Origin of the sequence: Bremerella volcania (genome assembly GCF_007748115.1) — a bacterium.
GTDB classification, from domain to species: Bacteria; Planctomycetota; Planctomycetia; order Pirellulales; family Pirellulaceae; genus Bremerella; species Bremerella volcania.
In genome coordinates this window covers 5362734-5383258 of sequence record NZ_CP036289.1, presented here as the reverse complement: position 1 = coordinate 5383258, position 20525 = coordinate 5362734, and the positions used below count along the sequence as shown (strand labels likewise).

Here is a 20525-nt window from a genome sequence, read left to right as displayed (position 1 = left end):
CGTCGCCGCGATTACAGCTTGGTCGCTTCTTTGAAGGGCAGGCCCTGACCACCGCGGTGAACGTAGACCTGGTAGAGCTGAGTGATAAAGAGGGCCCACATGATCATGACGGCGCCGGCCGCTGGGATGTACCCAACACACAGTGCCAAGCACCCCACGAGCATGAAGACGATGGCGAAGATATAAAGCAAGATGCTGCCTAGTAGCTGTTCGACCCACATCTTCTTGATGAAGTCCATGATCCAGTTGAAGTCGAATGCCCCGACGAAATCGTTAAGCATGCCAGAGCGAATGATCAACGGGCACGTGATGAAAAACGTGATCAAATTGACAAAGAGTATCGTCCCGAAATAGATCACGAAACCGATTACCATGAGTGCTTCGTTTTCGGATGCCTGAAATGCGCCCATGATGCCCCCAGCCAGCATGGTCAGCGGCATCAGACAGATCGAAACGACAAACGTCACCAGGAACATCCAGAATCCACGTGTGAGATATTCGCCGAAACGATTGAAGTCGAAGTCGGGGTAGTTCTTCATCCGGCCGTATGCCCGGGCACCGATGATTTCCGCGATGTACCCCAGGGCAACCATGGCACCGATGATCGGGATGATGATCGCGATACCCGATAGTAAGATGTTGACGAACCAGTTCGGGTTGTTGAAAACGTCTCCGACGCACTCCATGTAGTCGACCGAGGTGCGCGTGACGACGGTCTCGCTACCTTCGGTTTGAGGAGGCTCGTTGGGGGGACCTTCGGGTGAAGCGAACGGGTTGTCTCCAGACGTCGACATCAGGCTTTCCTCCGGTTGCGAATCTCGTGCGAAAGAAGCCAATCGTAAATATCTCGATTGGCATAGGTGACCGACCAACTGTCATGCTGCACATTGTCATAAATGGTCAGCCGCGCGTCACCACCAATCTTGGAAACTTCGTTAACAATTTCTTCGCTGCGAGTGACAGGGACGATTTCGTCGTCGCGGCCGTGAAAGGCCCACGCCGGCGTTGGTTTCAGGTCGGCCGCAGTTGCCAGGTCGGCACCTCCGCAAATGGGGATAATCGCCGCGAATAGATCGGGATATGCGGCCGCCGTTGCCCAGGTGCCATAGCCACCCATGCTCATCCCGGTGAGGTAGGTCCGGCCAGAGTCTATGGGGTACTCGCTTTGAACATGCTGGGTAAGCTGTGCCAAACCATCGACGTTTTCCCGCATGGCCCACCACTGATCTAAAGGGCACTGCGGAGAAACGACCACAAAAGGCAAGTCCTCGCCTTGGTCGATCAGCTTGGGAGGGCCATGTTTCCTGAGCAGCTGAAAATCGACGCCACGCTCCCCTGCCCCGTGCAAAAACACGAGTAGCGGAAGCTTGGTTTCCGCCTGAAACTCACTCGGCTGATAACACAGAAACGGAAAGCTCCGCTTTCGGCCTTGGCTATCCAGCCAAACGAATTCGTGCTCGTCCTGACGCTTGGAGACGGTTTGCATGGCCGAGTTCCTAGACCTGTTTGCTGTGCGTGAGTTGTTGGCGAAGCCAATGGATCTCTTGAGCGATCCCTTCGGCCAGTTCGTTATGTTGCAAATCCTTCGGAAGCACGCCCCAGGCGTAAGTTTCGACCTCGAAGTGGCGAATCTCCGGATGATTTCTTATCTCGGAAAGGAAGTCATGGATATGCGACTGCGTCGTGCGGAGCAAGCCGAACTGATCGAGATAGATGGGCATATGGAAGTGAATCCGCCACGTTTCTTGCTCGGGTAGCGTCTGCGATGCTTCCTGCAGAGCAAACGGAAGATCGTCGAAATAACGAAGCGTTCCGCTCGCATCCCGCGAGGTCGTTTGATGCAGGTAGCGGTCTTCGGCGAATTCGGCGACTTCGGACAAAACCGCGTGTCGCTCTTTTTCGCTCAGTTCCGCGAAGCGAATCTCAATCGCGGACGAGATTTGAACCTTGCCGATCAAAATGCCGGCCTGGGCGTACTTTTCGAGCACGCTCAGTTGGTCTTCGAACATGACCGCCGCATGGCAGACATCGTGACAGACTCGCAGATATCGGCGAATACGCTCGGCGTTGCCTGCGGGAAATAGCCGTTGCTGGAAGAATTCGATCACATCCTCCGTTGTGTCGAGTAGACAGCCTGGCTCTGGCTCGATGCAAACGTAGATCAGCCGTCCGGTCGATTGTTCCAAATCGTAAAGGTGTTGCACCAGGTCCAGCAAATTCTGGACGGCAAGTGACCACAGGTCTTCGCTCGGCCCCGGCGTGCCCCAAGCGATCGGCATCGTGGAGATGCTTCCTTCCTCCCCAGGTGCCAGCAGGCGGTCGAGAATGGTCACCAGGTTCTTGGTATATGCCAAACGCTCGGGCTGCCACCACGTCGGCAGGTAAACGTCGTGCTTGACGATCGATTTGTGGAAATCTCCAAACGGGAACCCATTGAACGTGTAGGGGATCCATTGGTTTTCATGAAGCAATTGGTCGAATTCATCCAATTTGCCCGGTTCGATCAGCGATTGAGCGGTGGAATTCGAGAGCCAAAGTCCGACCCCCAGAGGTTGTTCACGCCCCAGGATTTGCTGGACGCGCGAGGCATGGGTAATGAGGTTCTGTTGCGTTTGTTCGAGGTTTGCCCCGGCATGGACGTTGGTGCAGTAGCCGGTCCACGATTGGATCGCCATGTTCGTTCCTTGGAGAGGGGAGAGGTGCTGCCTCAAGTCTATCAGGTGTGGCTCTTGCGTTCAGCGGGGAGGAGAACCAGCGGCAACACGGCCGAAAGCCGAGCCAAGGTGGCCACCAAAAAGTAAGCGTTGTAGGCGGAAGGATCGTTGCGATACTGCGTATCGACAAAAAAGTCCGCGACGCTTTGGCCTGCGAGTGCCGTCAGCCCGTAGACCAGGCCCGTCCAGGCAAAATAAAGTGCCAGTGGCGGAGCGGCACTACGATCATGTCGGCCATCGACGACGGCAATGGGAAGCGCTACGTTGATCAGCGCGTAGGCGATCCAGATCAAGTTCCCAGCGATATACCCCATCGTACCGAAGCTAAACAGAAGTGGGCCGAACGCAATCAACACCTGACCGCAGATCATCACCGACCGCCAGCCAATTCGATCGATGGTCACGCCCACCGGCCGGCTAATCAGCGATTGCCCCAGCCGCATGGATGCGGCCATCGTCAACGGAAGAAAGAGGGAGAGATCGAGGGCTCGGTAAGGATAGACATAGAGCAAGGTTGAAAAGAGCCCGTTCGCTGCTGAGAACCAAGTTCCATAGAGTAGAAACCAACGAGCACGTGGGTTACTCCAATGCTGCCAGTCTTCCAGGAAGGAATTCTTGGGCGAGGTGTTCGATTCTGGCTCGGGAATCCGCCGGAGCGGCAAGACCGAAAAGCCGATGGCGAACGCTCCGTAGATAGCCAGTAGGGGGTAGGCAATCCACCGCAGGTCGATCTCAAAGCCATTGCGCAGGACGGCGCCGAGGAGGCCTGCAAAGAGAAACCCAATCAGGTTACCAGCGGTTAGCCACCGTTCGCGGAGTCCAAAAAAACGGCCGCGGATTTCCGGCGATACCAACTGCATCAGCCAGGCAACAAAGACCACGTAGCCGCAATATTCTGCCAGGTGGTACATGCACCAGCAAATGACGATTGCCACGATGGCCAGTGTTGTCGATGGCCAAATGTTGGGTATCGAGCTAAGGGGCAAGAGCAGCAGGAAGACCGTCGACAAGAGGAAAGCCCACGTGCTCGTCGTGCGATAGCCTCCACCCAGTTTCAGAAGGCCTGGGGCGAACCAGCGAAGCACCCCGACGAGTTTGGGAGCCGCGATGATCCAAGAGATGGCCGCCGATTGAGCGCCAAGGCTTTGAGCGAAGTAGGAGACGAGCGTGGTCGAGACGAGTCCGTTCCCCAGGGCCCACATCCCGGCGTTTTCGTTTGCCCCGCGTGAGGTGCGTTCAAGTTCGGCGGAAGATCGATTCACGTCGCGAGTCTCCGCGCCCTCAGGCAAGCAGGTTAACGAACGCCGGTACCCTGCATGTGATAGATTGCCAGATGTTTCCCGCTGTCGTCTTTGTATTCCTTGATCGTGAAGACCCCTTCGACCACCACAGGCCGAACCGTGAAATCGATCCCGCGTCCCTCCATCTCGACCAAGATACAGTCATAGAGCGCCGCGCCTGGTCCAAAGCAGCATTCCATATTGTCGCGGACGAGGACGAACTGCTTGATGTCCCGTTGCTGGAAGCTGGGAAGCATATACCCGCCGATGCTGATTTTTTGTCCGCTAAGGTCTTCGATACCCTGGGGAAGCATCTCGCGTTTGAACGGAGCGTCTGGCTCGATATCGAACTTGATGTCGTCAAACGTCAGATCGAGGGTCTTCCCGGGCTGCGGCTTGGGTATGGGGCGGTTCCTAGAGGATCCTTCTGTGCTGGAAGGTGGGCTCTTCTCGGTCGAGGTAGGTTGCGTATCTACCGCTTCGGTTTTCTCTTGGGAAAGAGAAGCTTCAGTGCTTTGTGGCTGTTCGACAGGTTTCGTGTCTGCTTGCTTGGCGATTTGTTGAACCGTCTGGTTGGACGAAGTAGGACCGTGAGTTGTGTTGGCTGGACGCAATGCTTCCGGAGGCCGGCAGCCAGAGGCGACAACGAGGCACAAAGTCAGAGCGGAGATACAGGAGAGCAATTTGCAGGTGGGATGCATCAATCGACGTAGTCAGCTTCCAATTCGTAAAAGACGCCGGTCAGGTCTTCGATCTTCTTCAGATCGGTGTGAACCCGTAGCGTTCCCCCAATCTTGCGCCGGTTGAAGGAAAAATCAACCGAAAGGGGTTCGGCAAGGCGGACTTCGACCATATCGGTCAGTTTGGGTTGGCCCCCAAAGCAACAGGTATCGAAGTCGGGAACCATCACGAAGCGAGTCAGCCCCGATTTCTGAGCGTGTGGATACACATAGCCGCGAAGCAAAACCTGTTTGCCGTCCAGTTCCAAAGCCGAATCTGGCACCGGCTGCCCGATGGGCTGTCCTGGTTGTTCCTGAAGCAGTCCGAACGCGATGACTTCGTATCCTTCAGGCAGGTTGATGTATTCTTCGTAAACGTATCGGCTGGTGCCTGCTATCAAGGCGAGCGTGGAAAGCGCGAGGCCCACGTAGGCCAACGGCAATCCCGTTTGTGTGGCGGTGTTTTTGCGAACGGTGATGATCGCCCAAATGCCCAAGGCGATGCCAGCGATCGCGATCGGAGCCATTACAACGGCCAATATGGTCACCAGGCTGATAAAGCCAATGAGAAGAGACGTTACCGCCAACGAGCTAATGGAGCGGTACTGCTCGTACATCGCCGTATCAACATCGCCAGTGAATGCAGGTTGGGGTTCGGTGGAAGTGCTCATTGCTTGTTCGAGTTCGCTAAGTGGAAAGAACGAGATACGACGTTATCCCGTTTTTATAGCGATGTTTTGTTGCCAGGGTTCCAGAGGATGCCCGAGATTGCGAGCATTAACACAAATGTCACAACAATCGGAATCGTCGTCGAAAAAATGCGCTGTAAAAGTCCTACGGTCGATGTTTCTTCGATGTTCGTTGCCGCGTCGCCGGTAATTGCCGCGGCCAGGGCACGATCTCCAGCGGTTGAGAGTTCGTCACGCGTGACCTGCCGTTTCGCCATCGCGGTCTGTTCGCCTGACTTGGCTGTGTTGGCAGGGGCAGCATTTTCCGGCTGAGCAATTTCAGCGTCCTCCTGCTCTGGCGGCAGTTGGTTGTCGTCGACTTCTGCCATGGCCAATAGATTCTCATCCTTCATCTTTTCGCCATCGGCGCGCGTGGGGACCGCTTGCGATTGGAACGGGAAGAAGGTCTGAGCACGCTTCATCGCGTCGGGATCGATCTTTTCGAGTTCGATCAGGTATTCTTTCGCTTCCGGTTTGGGGCAAGCCATCAAATAACGAATCACCGGCACGCGAACCCAGCTGGTTTCCTCGTCTGCTTCCTTGAACAGCTTGACCAGCTTGTCCATTACCGACCAGTCTTCCCAGCGGGCAAAGTCCGCAATCACCAGGTCGGCCAGCGAAGGGCGATCGAGCATCAGGTGCAACGACTTCAGCAGGCGATCTTTCTCGATGATGTCCGTTTCGGTTCCGTGAAACCTCAGTGCCATGATCGCGGCATAGGTGTCGGCGTACTCGGCTTCCTTGTTCGCCAGATACAGCTTCTCGATCAATGGCAGGCCATCGGCTCCGGCCAAGGTCAAGTAGCAGCCGATCATGGCATCCAGGCCGGACTTGTTGGCTCGTTCTTCACTGTTGAGCATCTTTTCCAGCAGGGGAAGGTCGGCCTTCGTGCCACAAACTCCCAGCATCGTGAAGTACAAGCGGCGGCGATTCGCGGCGATATCTGGATTCTCGACCCACTCGACCAACTGGTCGTGCTTCATCTTCGGCTTCAAGTCGTGCAACGCGCTGTAAGGGGCATTCGCGAATTCGTCGTACGCGTCGCGAGCCAGCATTTCGTCTTCGTCTTCCAGATAGTCCTGGAAGAAGACGTAACGATCGTTGCCGGTGGCCGGCAACTTGATCACCTGGTTGATGTACTTCACCCCGCGATCGGTCAGAAGCGTAGGCGTCGACCACATCATGTTTTCCGGCTCGGTCCCCAGAATCAGGAACTCCCGACCCTTACGCCCTTCACCGTAGTAGAGCGATTTGATGGTTTTGGTGTCGCCGAGATGTTCTTTACCTTTGAGGATCTGGGTGATTTCGAACGTCGCTTCCACGCCGGCCCCTTCCGCGGTTACCGCCGGTGCTTCGATCAACTTGGCAATCACCGCCGCGTCCATCGACTCGATCTCTTGCGAGAACGTTTGTGATATGGCTGCGCAGAAGGGACACGCCAGGGCACTGGTCAGCAGAACTGCGGTGGAAACCAACGCTCCGCAAAGAATCATGAGCCGCGTGAGCATAAGAACAAATCTCTTCGGTTCGAGGCAACAAAGCGAGGTTGGCGTACGTCGTCTACGTGACGCCAGGAGGGAACATCGCCTGGGAGTTATGGCCCGCCGGGTTCGTCCTTAGGGGGACGAACTGAGTGTTTCTGCCACGTCGGTACGATACGCCGTGTAGGCAGGCAAAAAGCCAACCAATACTGCCAACAGAATTAGAGCCGGGACGATCACCAACTCCAAACTGAATAGGGGGCCGATCCAATCATTCTCTATTATCGCCGAAGGTATCAGAACTTCAAGCTTCCTGGGAAGAGGAGCCAAGTCGAACAGCCCAATCTGAACGCCGGTCTGGGCCTCGATCATGGGGCTTGCTCCGAACAATAGGAAATGAGCGCCTAACCAACCCAGAATACCCCCTCCAACGGACAGGATGATCGATTCGGATAACACGATTCCCATCACCGTCCTGCGACGCGCCCCGAGTGCTCGCATAACCGCGATTTCTCGTTTGCGATCGTTCATCGAGTTGTAAATGCTCACCAGGATGGATATTCCCGAGACAAAGCAGATCAGAACGGTAATGACCAGCAGCAACGTCTGGATTGGCTTGACGATCAACTCAAACAGGCTGGTAATCTCCATCACCGGCATCACAATTTGGGCAACGTTCCCTTCATTGACGCGGTTCTTGATGATGATCGGGGAAAACGGATCGGAGGTTCGAATGAGGATGGCCGTGACTTCCCGCTGTTGGATGGGCAGCGGTTGCCGACGCGAAATGGTCGTCCCGGTCACATTGGCCCCGACTTCTTCGGTTTCTTCGACCTTGGCATGCCCAGACATCAGGTAAAAGCCTTCCATATTGACGAAGACGGCCCGGTCGTTGGGCGTTCCGGAGGGGGCGAGGATGCCAACGACGGTGAATGGCGAATCGGTGTGAATGTCGTTGGGATCGCCACCATGCGAAGCGGCAATCTTGTCGCCAATCTTCAAGCCCGTTTTCTGAGCGACCATCGAACCGACGACCGCCTCGAAGTAGCCGTGCTCGTCGTTCCAGACCTCGAAGTTACGTCCTTCTCGGAACGAGTATTTGAGCTCGTCGCTGTCGTAATCCTTGAAGACCTCAAAAAACTTGGGGAGCGTGCCGACGACACGGTAGCTTTGGTAGTAGTCGCCCAGGCAGACGGGAATGGCGAACTCGGTGTTCTTCGCATAGGTGCCGTCGGTCAACTCGCCGCGACTTTCCGGCTTCATCAACTCCAATTCTCGTTCCTGTTGCTCCTTGGTGAGGAACTGCTGATAGAACGTGTAAGGAACGTTTTCGACCGGTTCGCTAAGGTAGAACGTCGTGTTCAAAACCAGCTGAAGTTTGCCCCCCTTGGCTCCGGCGATCATGTTGTAGCCGAGGTCGGAGTTATCGGTGAATGACTTCGATACGAGGCCATGAACCAGCAGCACGGCCGTTACCAGCAGTACCCCCAGGGCCATCGAAAAGGAAGTTAAAGACGAAGCCAAAGCTCGCTGTCGGACGCTTCGCCAAGCGATTTGCCAAATACTCATGCGTGTGCCTTATTCGCTTGGACTGCCATGTTCAGTTTCTCTAGAGGTTCGATTCGCTGGAACTGCTCGGCCACTTCCATCGCATGGGTAACCATCACCAGCGAGATCCCTTCTTCCTGGCACGTTTCTCGAATCAAGTCGACGATCGACTGCTGATTGGAAGGGTCGACATTGGCCGTCGGCTCGTCCGCCAGTAGAAGCTTCGGTCGGTTTGCCAAGGCACGGGCCACGGCGACGCGCTGCTGCTCTCCCACGCTCATCGTACGCGGATAGGCGTTCAAGCGGTGGTCCAATCCAACGCGTCGGAGCAGGTCGCGAGCGCGTTCGCGATCGACTTTCCCGCGAGAGAAAGACATGCCCAGGATCACGTTCTCAAGGGCCGTGAAACCTTGCAGCAGGTTGAATGTCTGAAAAACATACCCCATCACTTCGGCCCGGAAACGATCACGACCTTCCTCGGAGAGTCGCGTTATGTCGAGCCCATTGATGGCGATCGTTCCGGAATCGGGCGTACCGATTCCCGAGATCAGGTGGAGCAGGGTCGATTTGCCGCATCCGCTGCGACCGACGATCACCATCTGTTCGGCAGCAGCGACGTTGAATTGAGGAACGTCCAGAATCGGCATTCGTTCGCCGGTAGGCAACCGAAATGACTTCTTCAAATTCGAGATCTTAAGCATGGCCACTTATGGGGGCATGGGGCAGGGAAACGGCAACTTGCGCGAGCATCTATTGAAATACGAGATACGCTTGGCGCCAACCCCTAAATGCAAATGAGTTGCGTGTGTGTGTTATTCGCATTATTGTGTTAAGAGGGATGGCTATGAAGCCATTTACGCACGGTGCTAGCGATCGGTTCAGGAACTTACCCCCGTTTCATGGCTCGATCGATATCGCGTTTGGCGACGTCTTTCTTGAGTTTCTCCCGCTTGTCGTGCATTTGCCTACCGCGGCCGATGCCGAGCAAGACCTTGGCGCGTCCCTGTTTGAAGTACATCTTCAGAGGCACGAGAGTCAGCCCTTTCTCTTCGCTTTTCTGGGCAAACTTGATGATCTCGCGTTTGTGCAGCAGCAGTTTACGCTTCCGCCGGGCCTCGTGATTGAGATACTCGCTGGAATTCGTGTAGGGCGAGATCTCGCAATTGACCAGAAAGACCTCACCATTGACTACGTGGGCAAACGATTCCGCCAATTGAAGTTTGCCGTCGCGAAGGCTCTTCACCTCGCTGCCGGTCAGTTGAATACCACATTCCAGGTGCTCCAGTATCTGGTATTCATGCCGAGCCTTGCGGTTCTCGCCGATGCTCTTCTCGTTCTTGTTTTCTTCTTTTTTCGTAGCTTTTGACTTCTTGGCCACTTCCGATGCTTTCCAGATTGGGCGGTAGGGGTGTCAGCGATGCCAGCATATCAAGGGAGTTTTTCTTAACTTCGACCTAGGCTCAGAACGCGCCTCCTGCTAATCTCCCCCCTCCAACGAAGACCTCGCAACGACGACTTCTCAGGTATATCGAGCGCGTGGAAATAATCGAATTTCAGTCTTCTGATTTGCTCCGGCCGCAGCCGACCGTCATCGATTTCCATCACATGGGAATCGTCGACTTCGATCAGTGCATCGCTTTGCAAAAACGTCTCGTTTATGAGTCGGGGGGACGCGACGACGGTCACATTACCTGCCTACTTTGCGAACATCCACCGCTGATTAGTATAGGCCGAGCAGGCTCGCGACGACATATCCGCTTGACCACACAAGAGATGCGCCGCCGCAAGCTCGAAATGCGATGGATCGGACGTGGTGGTGCCTGTGTTGCCCACACGCCTGGCCAATTGGCCGTCTATCCGATCGTACCGCTTAAGTATTACGGTTGGTCTGTCGGCGAATACCTCCAACGTTTGCAAAATGGACTCTTGGACACGGCTCGTGAGTTTGAGGTTCCCAGCTATAAACGACCCGGTCGATTCGGCCTGTGGGGACGAAGCGGCATGCTGGCAGCTATCGGCGTCGCTGTGCAGAACTGGATTACCAGCCACGGAGCATTTCTGAATGTCAGCTGCGGACCCCACAGTCAGGTGGGTGTTGAGGCTAATCCCGCAGAGCTTGCCTGTCCCGGAGATCCTGCCACGATGAGCAGTCTCCTGGAAGAAACAGAGACGTGCCCTACAATAGGTGAGGTCGCACGGAGTGTGGCGTACCATTTGGCGCAACGGTTCGAGGCCGCCCAGGCAGTCTGGCACTCGAGCCATCCTCTGTTTTCTGAAGTAGTCAAGCAAACCCGTGATCGAACCCGCCAAGCAGCCAGTTGAGCTACCGATAATCGACTCGTCCGATATTCCGTCGCCTGATTCTGGGCGACGACTTCCCCGCTGGCTCAAGCGGAATATCCCCAAAGGAGATCCCGGCCACAAAACGACCAACTTGATGAAGGAGTTGGGGCTGGAGACGGTTTGCGAGGAAGCAAAGTGCCCCAATCGCATGGAGTGCTATTCGCAGCAGACCGCGACTTTCATGATCTTGGGGGCCATTTGCACGCGTGCTTGCAGCTTCTGCTCGGTCTCTCGAGGTGCTCCTCAGGAGCTTTCCGACGACGAGCCGGAGCGATTGGCCGAGGCCGCCTATCGATTAGGTCTCAAGCACGTCGTGATCACTTCAGTGACGCGAGATGACCTGCCGGACGGTGGTGCCGATCACTACTTCCGCTGCATCGAAGCGGTCCGAGAAAGGACCGGGGCCTCGATCGAAGTCCTCACCCCGGACTTTATCGATTCCAAAGAAGCCTTGGCTCGCGTTCTGGAAGCGAAGCCGGAAGTCTTCAATCACAACACTGAGACGGTACCAAGACTTTATCGCCGAGTCCGCGGGCCGAAGTCGGTCTATTCTTGGACATTAGAACTCTTGAAGCGGGTCAAAGAGATCGCTCCGGAGACAAAGACCAAGAGCGGATTGATGCTGGGGTTGGGTGAGACGCGGGAAGAACTACTGGACACTTTGGCAGATCTGCGGGACGCGGACGTTGATTTCCTGACGCTCGGTCAGTACTTGCAGCCTGACCAGAAGCGATATCTGCCGGTGGTTCGCTATCTTCGCCCGGAAGAGTTCGATGAGTTGGGCCACCAGGCAAAGAGCATGGGCTTTTTGAAAGTTGCCAGTGGTCCTTTCGTGCGAAGTAGCTACCATGCTCGCGACATGGCCGAGAGCTTCTAGCAAACTCAGGGATTCCAATGAAAAAGGCCGTCATAGTGACGGCCTTTTTTTGTTTCGCTGAAGTTGTTCGCGAGTCTATTGATCGGTGTAGACCGTGGTACTTTCTTCCTTGGTGATCGGATCGGGAATGCCATCGGTGCGAACCTGAACGCGGATGCGTTGATCGCCAGGCATGGTCCCTTGAACTTGAATTTGCAGGCGAACCGTCTGCTTCGGATCGATTCGTCCGATGGGTTGGAAGACAACCTGCTGACCTTGGACCTGACCAGGGACTTCGCCGTCGGCGGCAATCGCACGCAAACCTTGGGGCAATGCGGCAGCCACTTGGATGTTCTTAGCTTCCTTCGAGCCTTGGTTGACGACCTTGATTTCGTAGGTGGTTTGCTTGCCAACTTCAATCGGGTCAGCGACGTCGGCGACCTCGAAGAAGATCGCTGCGAGTCCTTCGACACGAACGGTCGATTCGTCTTCGGCCGTCAGACCCTTGCTCGCGGAACCCTCAACTCGGAGTCGTTGATCGCCGGCTTCGATTGGTAAAGCAACCAATTCGACTGTGCCTGTCTGTGCGGGAGGTAGCTCTTGCAGATTCCAGAAGACGGCATGTCGCGTCGAGTCGTACTGACCGGCGTTGTTGGCTTCGACAAACTTCAGGCCCTTGGGCAGATAAGTAACGACGTCGATCTCGTGAGCCGGGGCGGTGCCTGGGTTGCTGACCGAAACGGTGTACTTGGCTGGACGTTCCAGGTATCGCAGTTTAGGACCGGTCATAGCAACTTGGAGCTTCGGTGCGACCACTTCCAACTCGACGGCATGTTCTGCCGTGAGATTGCCATCGGCTCGCGCACGCAGCACGTTCTGAACACGACCCGCCGAGACGGCACTGAGCACGAGATCAAGCTGACGCGATTCGCCTGGCTTGAGCGTGCCGACTTCAAATTCCAGTTCCTTGCCAGCCGGATGAGCGAAATTGCCTGGGACGTTTTCTTCGAGAACAACGCCGGTGGCTGCGCCTGTTCCAGGGTTGGCAATGGTGATCGTGATTCCAAGCTGATTGCCGGCTAACACCGTTGCTGCGCTTGACTGCGAAATCTCCAGTTTGGGCCGGGTAACGATCGACTTGGCAGAAGCTTTGGCCGAGAAAACGACGCTCGCAACGCTGCCGATGTTACCTTCTTCCAGTGGAAGGATCTCCAGCTTCAACGTCTTGCGTTCTTGCGGTCTCAGGGTGCCTAGATCCCAAACCAGGCTGCCATCGGCTCCCTGTTGAGCTTGAGGGCTGGTGGAAACCAGCTTCGTTCCGGCTGGAACCATGTCGCGAATGATGACATTCGATGCGTCGACCTGGCCGTTGTTTTCGACATGCACTTCAAACGTGGTCACCTTGCCGACTTGAACTTCCGGCGGGGCAACTTTCTCTAAGCGGATGCTGGGCTGTTGGTCCCCTTCAAGATGAATATCACCAGGCCGAGCCGAGACCATGGCGCCTTCGGCTGCGGATGGCAGCGAAGCGATTTGTGGGGGCTGCGAAAACCGCGTTGGCTGTGGCTGCGGCGTTTCTTGATACGTAGGCTGAGGTTGTTCGACCATCGCCGCCGGAGGCGGAGAAGCAGAGGCCGAGAAGCCACGAGTTTGTCCGTACGAAGGGGGAGCCGCTGAACCCATGACGCTTGGCTGCGGCGTATTGGTTGCGGTATTCGTTGCAGAAAATCGTGTCGGATTAGGAGGCGTTGGCGACATGGGATCAGCAGCCGTGGGCGATTGACCATCGCCGACATTCGAGCTGAATCGAGGCTGCACAGGAACGCTTTGCGGAAGTTGTTCGTTCACCGAATCAGCCACGGCGCCTGCCTGGTCGGAAATTGACTGGGTTGCCGAGTTCACCATCGAAGAGAATCGGTTGTTCGTATTCTCGACGGCTCCACGCACTGCGGCGGACGCCTCCTCGGCTGCGCCATTTGCTTCCGCGGCGATTGTATTAGCGGTGTCTTGGACTTGTCCTGCTACGTTTTCGGCTGCGGCCGCGACGCCGGTTTGAAAACGGACGGGAGGTGGCGACATGCTGGCTGGATTCGCAGGCGTTGGGGCTGCTGCGTCAGTCGCAAAGCTTTGCGGACCAGGCGGCATTGGGGGCGAGGAGGCAGCTGGGTTGGTACCTTCTTCAGCAGCAGGGTTTCCGGCCGCAGGAGTTGGGCTGTCGCCAATGCTGAACCGACTACCAGTGGTCGTCGACGCGGCCGCTGGAGCGGACGCAGCCGTATCGGAAGCGGCTGGATTCGCGGATGAGTTCCCCAGGAATCGACTGAATCGACTCGGGGGTGCACTTCCTTCACCGGTAGCCGCTGGATTGGCTGCCGCGGGCGCAGGCTGGGCGGGTTCTTCTGAGTCCGAAATGCTGAACCGTGCCGCTGGCGTAGGTGTTGGCGTGGTTACTGGAGGCTTAGCCGGAGTGGGAGTGCCAGAACTCTCTTCGGCGGGCGTGTCGTTCGACGCGAGCACGACCTGAGAATCAGGAAACGACGCGGCGAGTTGTTGCTGCGAGGTGCCGGGGGGGATTTGTGAAATCTCGATTGGCTCTGGATCTGGATCCCGAGATGCCATCATCGATTGTCCGATTGCGGTGGCACCGAGGGCGACCACTCCACCAATCACGGCCAAACGTAAATAAATGTTCTTCATGGCATCCTTGCCTAACATGCGAAACTTCTTTCTGGCATCCATTCTCAAGAAAATAGTGTCGGCCCGAAATTACTAGCAAAATTGCCATTTCGATAAAAGATCAGTTCAAGTCAAACACGCCTATTGCCGACACACCGACTGCTAGCAAAGAAAAAGGCCACCTGGTCGAGGTGGCCTTTCGTGTTCTCGATGGGACGTCGATGTTTACATCGAAATCGCTTTGACTGCCTCAGCGGCCGCTTCATTGCCACCTTCGGCGGCCTTCTTCAACTCGGGAAGTGCCGACTTGGCTTTTTCGCCAAACATGGCCAGTGCCTGAGCGGCTTCGCTCGGGATGTAGTCTTGCGAATTATCCGTCAGATGCGTGATCAATACAGGAACTGCCTTGGCGGCAACATCCGCATCTTCCGGTGCGATGTGCGCCAGCGACCAGGCTGCGGCGAACTGCGTGAAGGCATCTTCGCTTGACAGCAGCGGTTCGATCTCGCCCTTGGTCGAAATAGCACCCGCACCGATACTTCCCAATGCGTACAATGCGTCGAGCTTTAGCGTCCGCGAGTCCGACTTGAGGAAAGGTCTGATCTGCTCGATGGCTCCAGCGGACTTTTCACCGATAGCACCGAGCGCCATCAAGACCTCAGCTCGGAATTGTTCATCTTCGCTCGCCAAGGCATCCGCCAATGGACCAACCGCTTCGGGAGCCGCTTCGCCCCATTGGCGGATGATTCCGACCGAGATCCACTTCAGTTTGTCATTCTTCAAGCCTTGAATGACTTTCGGCAAAACCTGGGGGCCCATCTTCACGATCGCGTCCGTGATGTTCACCACCACGCGTGGGTCGGCGTCTTGCAGCGCGTCGGCGATGATCGGTTGAACGATCTCAGGAGGTGCTTCAAGGTTCGCCAGGCAGCGAGCGGCAGCGGCTCGCACGTTCGGGTTTTCGTTCTTCATGGCTTCTACCAGGAAGGTGGCTGCCGTGGTCATTTTCTGCTTGTCTTGTGGGTTCAGCTTGGCGACGGCATAGTAGCTCATCAGGCTCAGAAATGCGTCATCCCCTTCGGCAGCCTTCTGCAATGCTTCCGTCGCTTGAGCATCTTCCATTGCTGCCAGCGCGAATGCGGCCGAGTACTTCACCGCTGGAATTTCATCCGACTGAAGAGCCGTAATGACGCGGGGCAGGGCTGGTTTGGCGCCAGGACCGATTTCGCCCAAGGCGATCAGAGCATGCATGCGGACCTCAGGGTCCTTGTTGTCGAGCACGGCAGTAAGCTCGGGCACGGCAGGAGCGGCATCCGGGCCCATTTCCGCGGCGACGAGACAAGCCCAGTAGGCGGCCTTTTCGTTTTGCAGAGCCTTGCGGAGGCGGGGAATGGCTTTCTCTCCTTTTTCCGCCATTTCGCTCAGAACCGGGAGCACCATTGCCGGATCGGCTTTCTCCAAAACGTCAACCATGATCGGCAAGGTAACGTTCGGGTCGGCGTCCATTTCGAGCAAGGCTTCCAAAGCTTCACGACGGACGGTTGGGTCTTCGTCGGTGATCAATTCGATCAGCTTGGGTAACGCTTTGCTGCTCCCATTGCCGATTTTGCCCAGGGCGTAGGCCGCGTAGGCGCGGACTTTGGCAATGGGGCTGTCCAAGAGCTTGGCCAGAGCAGGCGTGGCGGTGTGGGCTTCTTTGCCGAACTGAGCGAGGGTTCGTGCCGCACGGCGTTGAAGCTCCGAGTCGTCACTCCCTAGAGCTTCTGTTAGAGCTGGAACTGCCTTATCGGCAGGGGCATCAGCGAGTTCATCGGCTGCCTGATAGGCCGTGTCACCTCCGGCTTTCAGGTCAGCGATCAGCTTACCGGCATCCGGCTCGGCAGCAGTGAGGGTACCGCACAACAACAGCGCGACACACACAAACAAATAACGGGCACTCATCGCCGTCTCCAGTTTCTTGTTCATTGAGAAGAGTTTGCGTTGCAAGTCAAAGGTGTTCAGGTCGTAGGTTCTTCAGACGACTTAGCTGGACGGGAAACGCACGTCATAGGAAAGGGCTTCCATGAAGCGGTTCGCATCAACGTACTGCTGCGGTTCGTAGTCACGGATCCGCTTCTTGAGTTCGTCGTACATGGAATCGACTGCTTTGACGACATTCTGGTGCGAGTCGTAATCGACGAATGAGCCCTTCTGGTGACGCTTTTCAAAACCAGCGTCGATTACCTCCCGATAGGGCGTGTAGACCATCGACGTGAGCAAGAGCGGCCAGTGCAGTTCGCCTGTGACGGGATCGATCTGATCGTCATTTAGACGCTTTGGGGCACGTTGGGCGTTGATGCGGAAGATTTGTTCGCTGGTGACCTTAGGGCCGGCTTTTTCCGCGCGGTAGGCATCGTTGCGACGACGCATGTCGAACCAGACTTCTTGTGCGCGGTTGCGGTTTTCGATGTAGGCGGCGTTCGCCTCTTGCTGGTTGACGTTCGCTCGTGAGGTATCAAGATTGTACTGACCTTGCGAGCGGACTACGTCTGCTAGCCCTCGCTGGTAGCCTTCGGCCGCGGTCGAAGCGTGATAACCGCCACCCCATGGGCCCCAATATTGTGCGTAGCAGGAACTTGCGAGAAGCGGCAAAAACAATGCCGCCAGGAGTGATCGTGAGACCATGACTCTATCCATCAATTGCAGGAAAGCTGTAAGGGTGACCGACCTCGCGGTGACGATGCGAGGGAATGTTGCTGTACTTTGGTAATCCTACCCCAGTAAAAATGATAGTTAAGTCAGAAATCAGATGCCATGAAAAATGGGGTATTCACCGAGCAATTCGATGCGGACATTCCTGAAAATACTGATCCTGTTTGCCGTGGTGTTGGCAATTCCCATCGTCCCATTTGTGATTTGGGGGCACTGGCTGGAACAAGCAGCCCGAGCATGGGAGGAAACCCAACCCAGGCCGATGGTTATGGCGATCGTACTATTCGGATTGCTGGCGCTGGACGTGCTGTTGCCCGTCCCCTCGAGCCTGGTTAACACGTTAGCAGGGGCCAAATTGGGGGTTTTTACCGGGGCAACGGTATGTTTCGCCGGCCTTACCGTGGGGGCTGCGATCGGATTTGGCCTCGCTAAATTGGCGGGTCCGCCCCTTCAGCGAAGATGGTTGGCCGACGCTGACGCCCAAAGTTTAAAAAAGTTTGCCGAAAACTGGGGAGTGGTCACTTTGGTGATCACCAGGGCCTTGCCGATCCTCGCCGAGGCAGCCGTCGTGCTGCTGGGGGTTCAAGGACTTTCCTGGCGAAAATTCTGGCCGCCTGTCCTTTTGGCCAATGCGGGAATCGCGCTGGCTTACTCCGCTTTCGGAAACCTGGCGGCCCAGCAGGAGTGGCTGGTCGTTGCCTTGGCAATCTCGGCCGGGCTCCCTCTACTGCTTACCTTCCTGGTACGCCGTTGGTTGCAAACAGCCGAGAAGAAGGAAATCGCCTAAAAAAGCGAAGCGGATGACACCATGCCCCGGTGCCTGGTTTCAGCACGCGATGAAATCCGCTTTCGCTTTCGTGTGATCTGTTAGCAGGAGCCGTCGGGGAGCTTGCGAGGATACGGAGAGCTTTCAACCGGGGGTAGCGATTGGCCCGTTTCTTCCATCCAGCCCAAACGTTCTTCCTCGGAGGCGTAAAACCGCAGCCACGTATCGATGTCTCCGTCGGCTTCCGCACAGTTGTAGTAGATGCAGTGGCTCGACAGGTCGACCATCTTCTCTTGTGACGGCAGGATGTCACGGACGATCAGGCGATACAGTTCGGCGTCGCTCAAATGGTCGGTAAAGTCGAGATAAATTCGCCGCGAAGCGAGTTTGTGGATCATGTCCCACAAGACTTCGTGAAGTTCCTCGGCAGAAAGATGATCCGCACGTGGTGGGGTAAGCGTGGGGGTGAACCACTGAGCGATGGGTAGGACCGGGGCACGCTCCCAGGCCAGGATGGCGCTGAGAAACTCGTTTTCTACGCGAATGGGTACCCGACCGCTGTCCAAAATCTGCAGCGATTCGTCGAAGAACGGCTCTAACTCGTCGCGCAGTTTCGCGTTCAAGAGCAACTGTTCAACATCCTCGGGATGGGGTCGACGAAACCGAACCATTCCTGGCAATCTTTCCGAAAAAGAGGCGAAGCACGACGATGCGAAATCGAAACGTGCGTTTTCGATGACTGTTTAAATGACTCTATCAACAATCGATTTCGCATCAAGATTTTCGGGTGCGTCCCGAGAGGAGAAAAACTGCAGAAATGGCCCAGATGAAAGTGCGATCGTTATAAACGGAATAGCTTGCCGAAGAATCTGGAAATAATCGGCGTAAACCAACCACATTCCCCAGAAACTATGCTAAGAATTGGCGGAATAATTCAAGCCAAGGCGAGCTGGTTCCAACGAGAGAAGACTGCTTAAGACGTGGCTCATTGGCTGCGCAACTTAGGAGGCACTGCGATTGGGCTACTTGCCTTTGGAGAATCGCTTTTCGACTTCGCTGATCTTGTCGACGCGCCGCTGATGGCGTCCCTTCTCGAATTCGGTCGTGATCCACAGGTCGACCATGCGATCGATCAGGCGTTCGCCCAGCAGGTCGGCGGATAGGCACATCACATTGACATTGTTGTGCCGCCGGCTCATCTCAGCGGTCAAATCATCGTGGCAGGTCGCGGCCCGGACGCCTGGGAACTTGTTGGCGGTAATCGCCATGCCGATGCCGGAACCACAAATCAGAATGCCGCGGTCCACTTCCCCGCTAACGATCTTTTCTGCCACCGCCGTAGCGATATCGGGATAGTCGATGCTGTTGCAGTCGTGGGCACCGCAGTCGACTGATTCGTGCCCTAGCTTTTTAAGATGCTCGATGATCTTCGTTTTTACTTCGTACCCACGATGATCACTTCCAATCGCGATTTTCATGGCAGTCACATTTTGACAAAAGGCGGTTTGTCACCCACCGCGGAATGCAGAAGAGGCTCCCGCTGGTATGGCTGGAAAAGACTAGGAAGGAAGGAGATTGTCCAAGTCGAGGTCTTTGACCCGTTGCTTGATTTCGGATTCGATTTGTTCAAGACACTGGCGATAAACATCTTCCGAACCTCCAATCGGATCGGCAATGTCGCGGCCATCGCTGCTTAACGTTTGAATTCGGTCACGTGCTTCCGGCCAACGCGCCAAAATCGCGTCGCGATGTCCGGCTGTCATCGTCAAAATCAGGTCGGCTTGTTCGACCAGTCGGTCGCTTAAGGGCTGGCTCGCGTGGCCATTTAAATCCAAACTGCGAGCACCCAGGATGTGAATCGCCTCGGGTGCCGCCCGACCTCCAGGATAGGCGGCGATCCCAGCCGATGCGACCAAAATCCCTTTCTGATCCAATTGATCGATGGTGGTGCCGATTTTGTCTGCCAGATGTTTCTGCATGACCACTTCGGCCATAGGGCTACGACAAGTATTTCCGGTACATACAAACAAGACAAAGTAGCTGCTCAGGTGATTCAAGACACTCTCCGAAACGACACCTTGACGTAACATTTGGAAGTGATTGCCTTCCACTTTGACGACGCTGGAAGGTTGCCCATACCGGCACTTGCCATCGTCCAAAATTAATCCTACCCGATCTCCCAGTGCCTCTACGACCTCTTTTCCATGAATCGCATCGGGTTGCCCAGACAGATTAGCGCTCGTTAATGCCAACGGACCTGGCAAGAAGTGCATCGCTTGGGCGATCAGGTCATGAGCCGGAACTCGTAGGCCGACCAGCCCACTGGGCGAGACGGCCTGTTGAACATCGGGGGCAAACTGAGAAACGACCGAGCCTTCGTCGCATGGCATCACCAAAGTGACCGGCCCCGGCCAACAGCGACGCGCCAACCGGCACATCAGCGGCGAAGCGTTGGGGACGTAATCCCACAGCGTGTCCGCACCGGAAACGCATAAGCTGAAAGGGTTCGTTTCCGGGCGCCCCTTGGCGTGGCGAAGGTCGTGAATCGCCTGAGGGTTCAGCGCCGAAGCGGCCAAGCCATAAACGGTTTCGGTCGGAAAAGCCACGAGCTGCCCTTCGGCCAATGCCTGAACGGCACGATGGACGACGTCTCTGCGGTCGTCAGCTGCTTTTACGTCAATGACAGTGGCGGGCAACGTTTAAAATTCCAGGGTAGTTCTTGG

Annotated in this window: 19 protein-coding genes; 3 read left to right on the top strand and 16 right to left on the bottom strand. The window is 56.0% G+C overall.

All coding sequences use genetic code 11. The features are described 5' to 3' along the window. Positions 1–11: 11 nt before the first annotated feature. The 10 genes from Pan97_RS21440 to smpB all read right to left on the bottom strand — a co-directional run bounded on the left by Pan97_RS21440 (position 12) and on the right by smpB (position 9848). Complete coding sequence (locus Pan97_RS21440; RefSeq protein WP_144976187.1) at positions 12–794, bottom strand: DUF4013 domain-containing protein; 783 nt, start codon at positions 792–794, stop codon at positions 12–14. Continuing rightward, positions 794–1486 carry a carboxylesterase family protein gene (locus Pan97_RS21435; RefSeq protein WP_144976185.1) on the bottom strand — a complete coding sequence of 231 codons (693 nt, stop codon included), beginning with the start codon at positions 1484–1486 and terminating at the stop codon, positions 794–796. The genes Pan97_RS21440 and Pan97_RS21435 overlap by 1 nt, the downstream gene beginning before the upstream one ends. Positions 1487–1496: 10 nt before the next feature. Continuing rightward, complete coding sequence (gene eboE, locus Pan97_RS21430; protein WP_144976183.1) at positions 1497–2675, bottom strand: metabolite traffic protein EboE; 1179 nt, start codon at positions 2673–2675, stop codon at positions 1497–1499. A gap of 41 nt (positions 2676–2716) precedes the next feature. Beyond that, positions 2717–3976, bottom strand: a complete 1260-nt coding sequence (locus Pan97_RS21425; protein WP_144976181.1) for an MFS transporter — start codon at positions 3974–3976, stop codon at positions 2717–2719. Between the two features lie 32 nt (positions 3977–4008). After that, entirely contained in the window at positions 4009–4608 is a 600-nt protein-coding gene (locus Pan97_RS21420) for a DUF3299 domain-containing protein (protein ID WP_165698900.1), read from the bottom strand. An 86-nt stretch (positions 4609–4694) separates the two neighbouring features. Continuing rightward, the gene (locus Pan97_RS21415) at positions 4695–5384 is read right to left on the bottom strand and encodes a DUF3299 domain-containing protein (RefSeq protein ID WP_144976178.1); all 690 of its coding nucleotides are present in this window, start codon (positions 5382–5384) and stop codon (positions 4695–4697) included. A gap of 53 nt (positions 5385–5437) precedes the next feature. Further along, positions 5438–6949 (bottom strand): hypothetical protein, encoded by a 1512-nt coding sequence (locus Pan97_RS21410; RefSeq protein ID WP_174819553.1) that lies wholly within the window; start codon positions 6947–6949, stop codon positions 5438–5440. Positions 6950–7057: 108 nt separating this feature from the next. Further along, a complete protein-coding gene (locus Pan97_RS21405; protein WP_144976176.1) occupies positions 7058–8491 on the bottom strand; it encodes an ABC transporter permease in 1434 nt (477 codons plus the stop codon). Beyond that, complete coding sequence (locus Pan97_RS21400) at positions 8488–9171, bottom strand: ABC transporter ATP-binding protein (RefSeq protein ID WP_144976174.1); 684 nt, start codon at positions 9169–9171, stop codon at positions 8488–8490. The genes Pan97_RS21405 and Pan97_RS21400 overlap by 4 nt, the downstream gene beginning before the upstream one ends. Before the next feature lie 185 nt (positions 9172–9356). Next, complete coding sequence (gene smpB, locus Pan97_RS21395) at positions 9357–9848, bottom strand: SsrA-binding protein SmpB (protein WP_144976172.1); 492 nt, start codon at positions 9846–9848, stop codon at positions 9357–9359. A gap of 158 nt (positions 9849–10006) precedes the next feature. On the opposite strand from smpB, the gene Pan97_RS21390 reads away from it, so the two are divergent. After that, on the top strand, positions 10007–10792 hold the full coding sequence (locus Pan97_RS21390; protein WP_144976170.1) for a lipoyl(octanoyl) transferase LipB: 786 nt from the start codon (positions 10007–10009) through the stop codon (positions 10790–10792). Positions 10793–10799: 7 nt separating this feature from the next. Beyond that, positions 10800–11690: a lipoyl synthase gene (lipA, locus tag Pan97_RS21385; RefSeq protein WP_196782445.1), complete on the top strand. Its 891-nt coding sequence runs from the start codon at positions 10800–10802 to the stop codon at positions 11688–11690. 75 nt (positions 11691–11765) lie between these two features. Here the strand turns inward: lipA and Pan97_RS21380 are convergent, their stop codons facing one another. The 3 genes from Pan97_RS21380 to Pan97_RS21370 form a co-directional block, all read right to left on the bottom strand. Further along, positions 11766–14366 (bottom strand): DUF11 domain-containing protein, encoded by a 2601-nt coding sequence (locus Pan97_RS21380; RefSeq protein ID WP_165698899.1) that lies wholly within the window; start codon positions 14364–14366, stop codon positions 11766–11768. 204 nt (positions 14367–14570) lie between these two features. Continuing rightward, positions 14571–16310, bottom strand: coding sequence for a HEAT repeat domain-containing protein (locus Pan97_RS21375; RefSeq protein ID WP_144976166.1), 1740 nt, complete (start codon positions 16308–16310; stop codon positions 14571–14573). Positions 16311–16367: 57 nt separating this feature from the next. Then, on the bottom strand, positions 16368–17009 hold the full coding sequence (locus Pan97_RS21370) for a hypothetical protein (RefSeq protein WP_144976164.1): 642 nt from the start codon (positions 17007–17009) through the stop codon (positions 16368–16370). Positions 17010–17169: 160 nt separating this feature from the next. Here Pan97_RS21370 and Pan97_RS21365 point away from each other — a divergent pair, with 160 nt between their 5' ends. After that, positions 17170–17823, top strand: coding sequence for a TVP38/TMEM64 family protein (locus Pan97_RS21365; RefSeq protein WP_165698898.1), 654 nt, complete (start codon positions 17170–17172; stop codon positions 17821–17823). Between the two features lie 80 nt (positions 17824–17903). Here the strand turns inward: Pan97_RS21365 and Pan97_RS21360 are convergent, their stop codons facing one another. From Pan97_RS21360 to Pan97_RS21350, 3 genes are all read right to left on the bottom strand, one after another. Continuing rightward, positions 17904–18473 carry a hypothetical protein gene (locus tag Pan97_RS21360; protein WP_144976161.1) on the bottom strand — a complete coding sequence of 190 codons (570 nt, stop codon included), beginning with the start codon at positions 18471–18473 and terminating at the stop codon, positions 17904–17906. A gap of 351 nt (positions 18474–18824) precedes the next feature. Next, positions 18825–19280, bottom strand: a complete 456-nt coding sequence (gene rpiB, locus Pan97_RS21355; protein WP_144976159.1) for a ribose 5-phosphate isomerase B — start codon at positions 19278–19280, stop codon at positions 18825–18827. 81 nt (positions 19281–19361) lie between these two features. Then, positions 19362–20498, bottom strand: a complete 1137-nt coding sequence (locus Pan97_RS21350; RefSeq protein WP_144976157.1) for an L-threonylcarbamoyladenylate synthase — start codon at positions 20496–20498, stop codon at positions 19362–19364. Positions 20499–20525 lie beyond the last annotated feature (27 nt).

Excerpts from the sequence above, each read along its gene's own strand:
- Pan97_RS21435 (WP_144976185.1), bottom strand. The coding sequence starts at position 1,486 with ATGCAAACCGTCTCCAAGCGTCAGGACGAGCACGAATTCGTTTGGCTG.
- Pan97_RS21360 (WP_144976161.1), bottom strand. The coding sequence starts at position 18,473 with ATGGTTCGGTTTCGTCGACCCCATCCCGAGGATGTTGAACAGTTGCTC.
- Pan97_RS21380 (WP_165698899.1), bottom strand. The coding sequence starts at position 14,366 with ATGAAGAACATTTATTTACGTTTGGCCGTGATTGGTGGAGTGGTCGCC.
- Pan97_RS21440 (WP_144976187.1), bottom strand. The coding sequence starts at position 794 with ATGTCGACGTCTGGAGACAACCCGTTCGCTTCACCCGAAGGTCCCCCC.
- rpiB (WP_144976159.1), bottom strand. The coding sequence starts at position 19,280 with ATGAAAATCGCGATTGGAAGTGATCATCGTGGGTACGAAGTAAAAACG.
- Pan97_RS21410 (WP_174819553.1), bottom strand. The coding sequence starts at position 6,949 with ATGCTCACGCGGCTCATGATTCTTTGCGGAGCGTTGGTTTCCACCGCA.
- eboE (WP_144976183.1), bottom strand. The coding sequence starts at position 2,675 with ATGGCGATCCAATCGTGGACCGGCTACTGCACCAACGTCCATGCCGGG.
- Pan97_RS21415 (WP_144976178.1), bottom strand. The coding sequence starts at position 5,384 with ATGAGCACTTCCACCGAACCCCAACCTGCATTCACTGGCGATGTTGAT.
- Pan97_RS21365 (WP_165698898.1), top strand. The coding sequence starts at position 17,170 with ATGCGGACATTCCTGAAAATACTGATCCTGTTTGCCGTGGTGTTGGCA.
- Pan97_RS21400 (WP_144976174.1), bottom strand. The coding sequence starts at position 9,171 with ATGCTTAAGATCTCGAATTTGAAGAAGTCATTTCGGTTGCCTACCGGC.
- Pan97_RS21370 (WP_144976164.1), bottom strand. The coding sequence starts at position 17,009 with ATGGTCTCACGATCACTCCTGGCGGCATTGTTTTTGCCGCTTCTCGCA.
- Pan97_RS21405 (WP_144976176.1), bottom strand. The coding sequence starts at position 8,491 with ATGAGTATTTGGCAAATCGCTTGGCGAAGCGTCCGACAGCGAGCTTTG.
- Pan97_RS21375 (WP_144976166.1), bottom strand. The coding sequence starts at position 16,310 with ATGAACAAGAAACTGGAGACGGCGATGAGTGCCCGTTATTTGTTTGTG.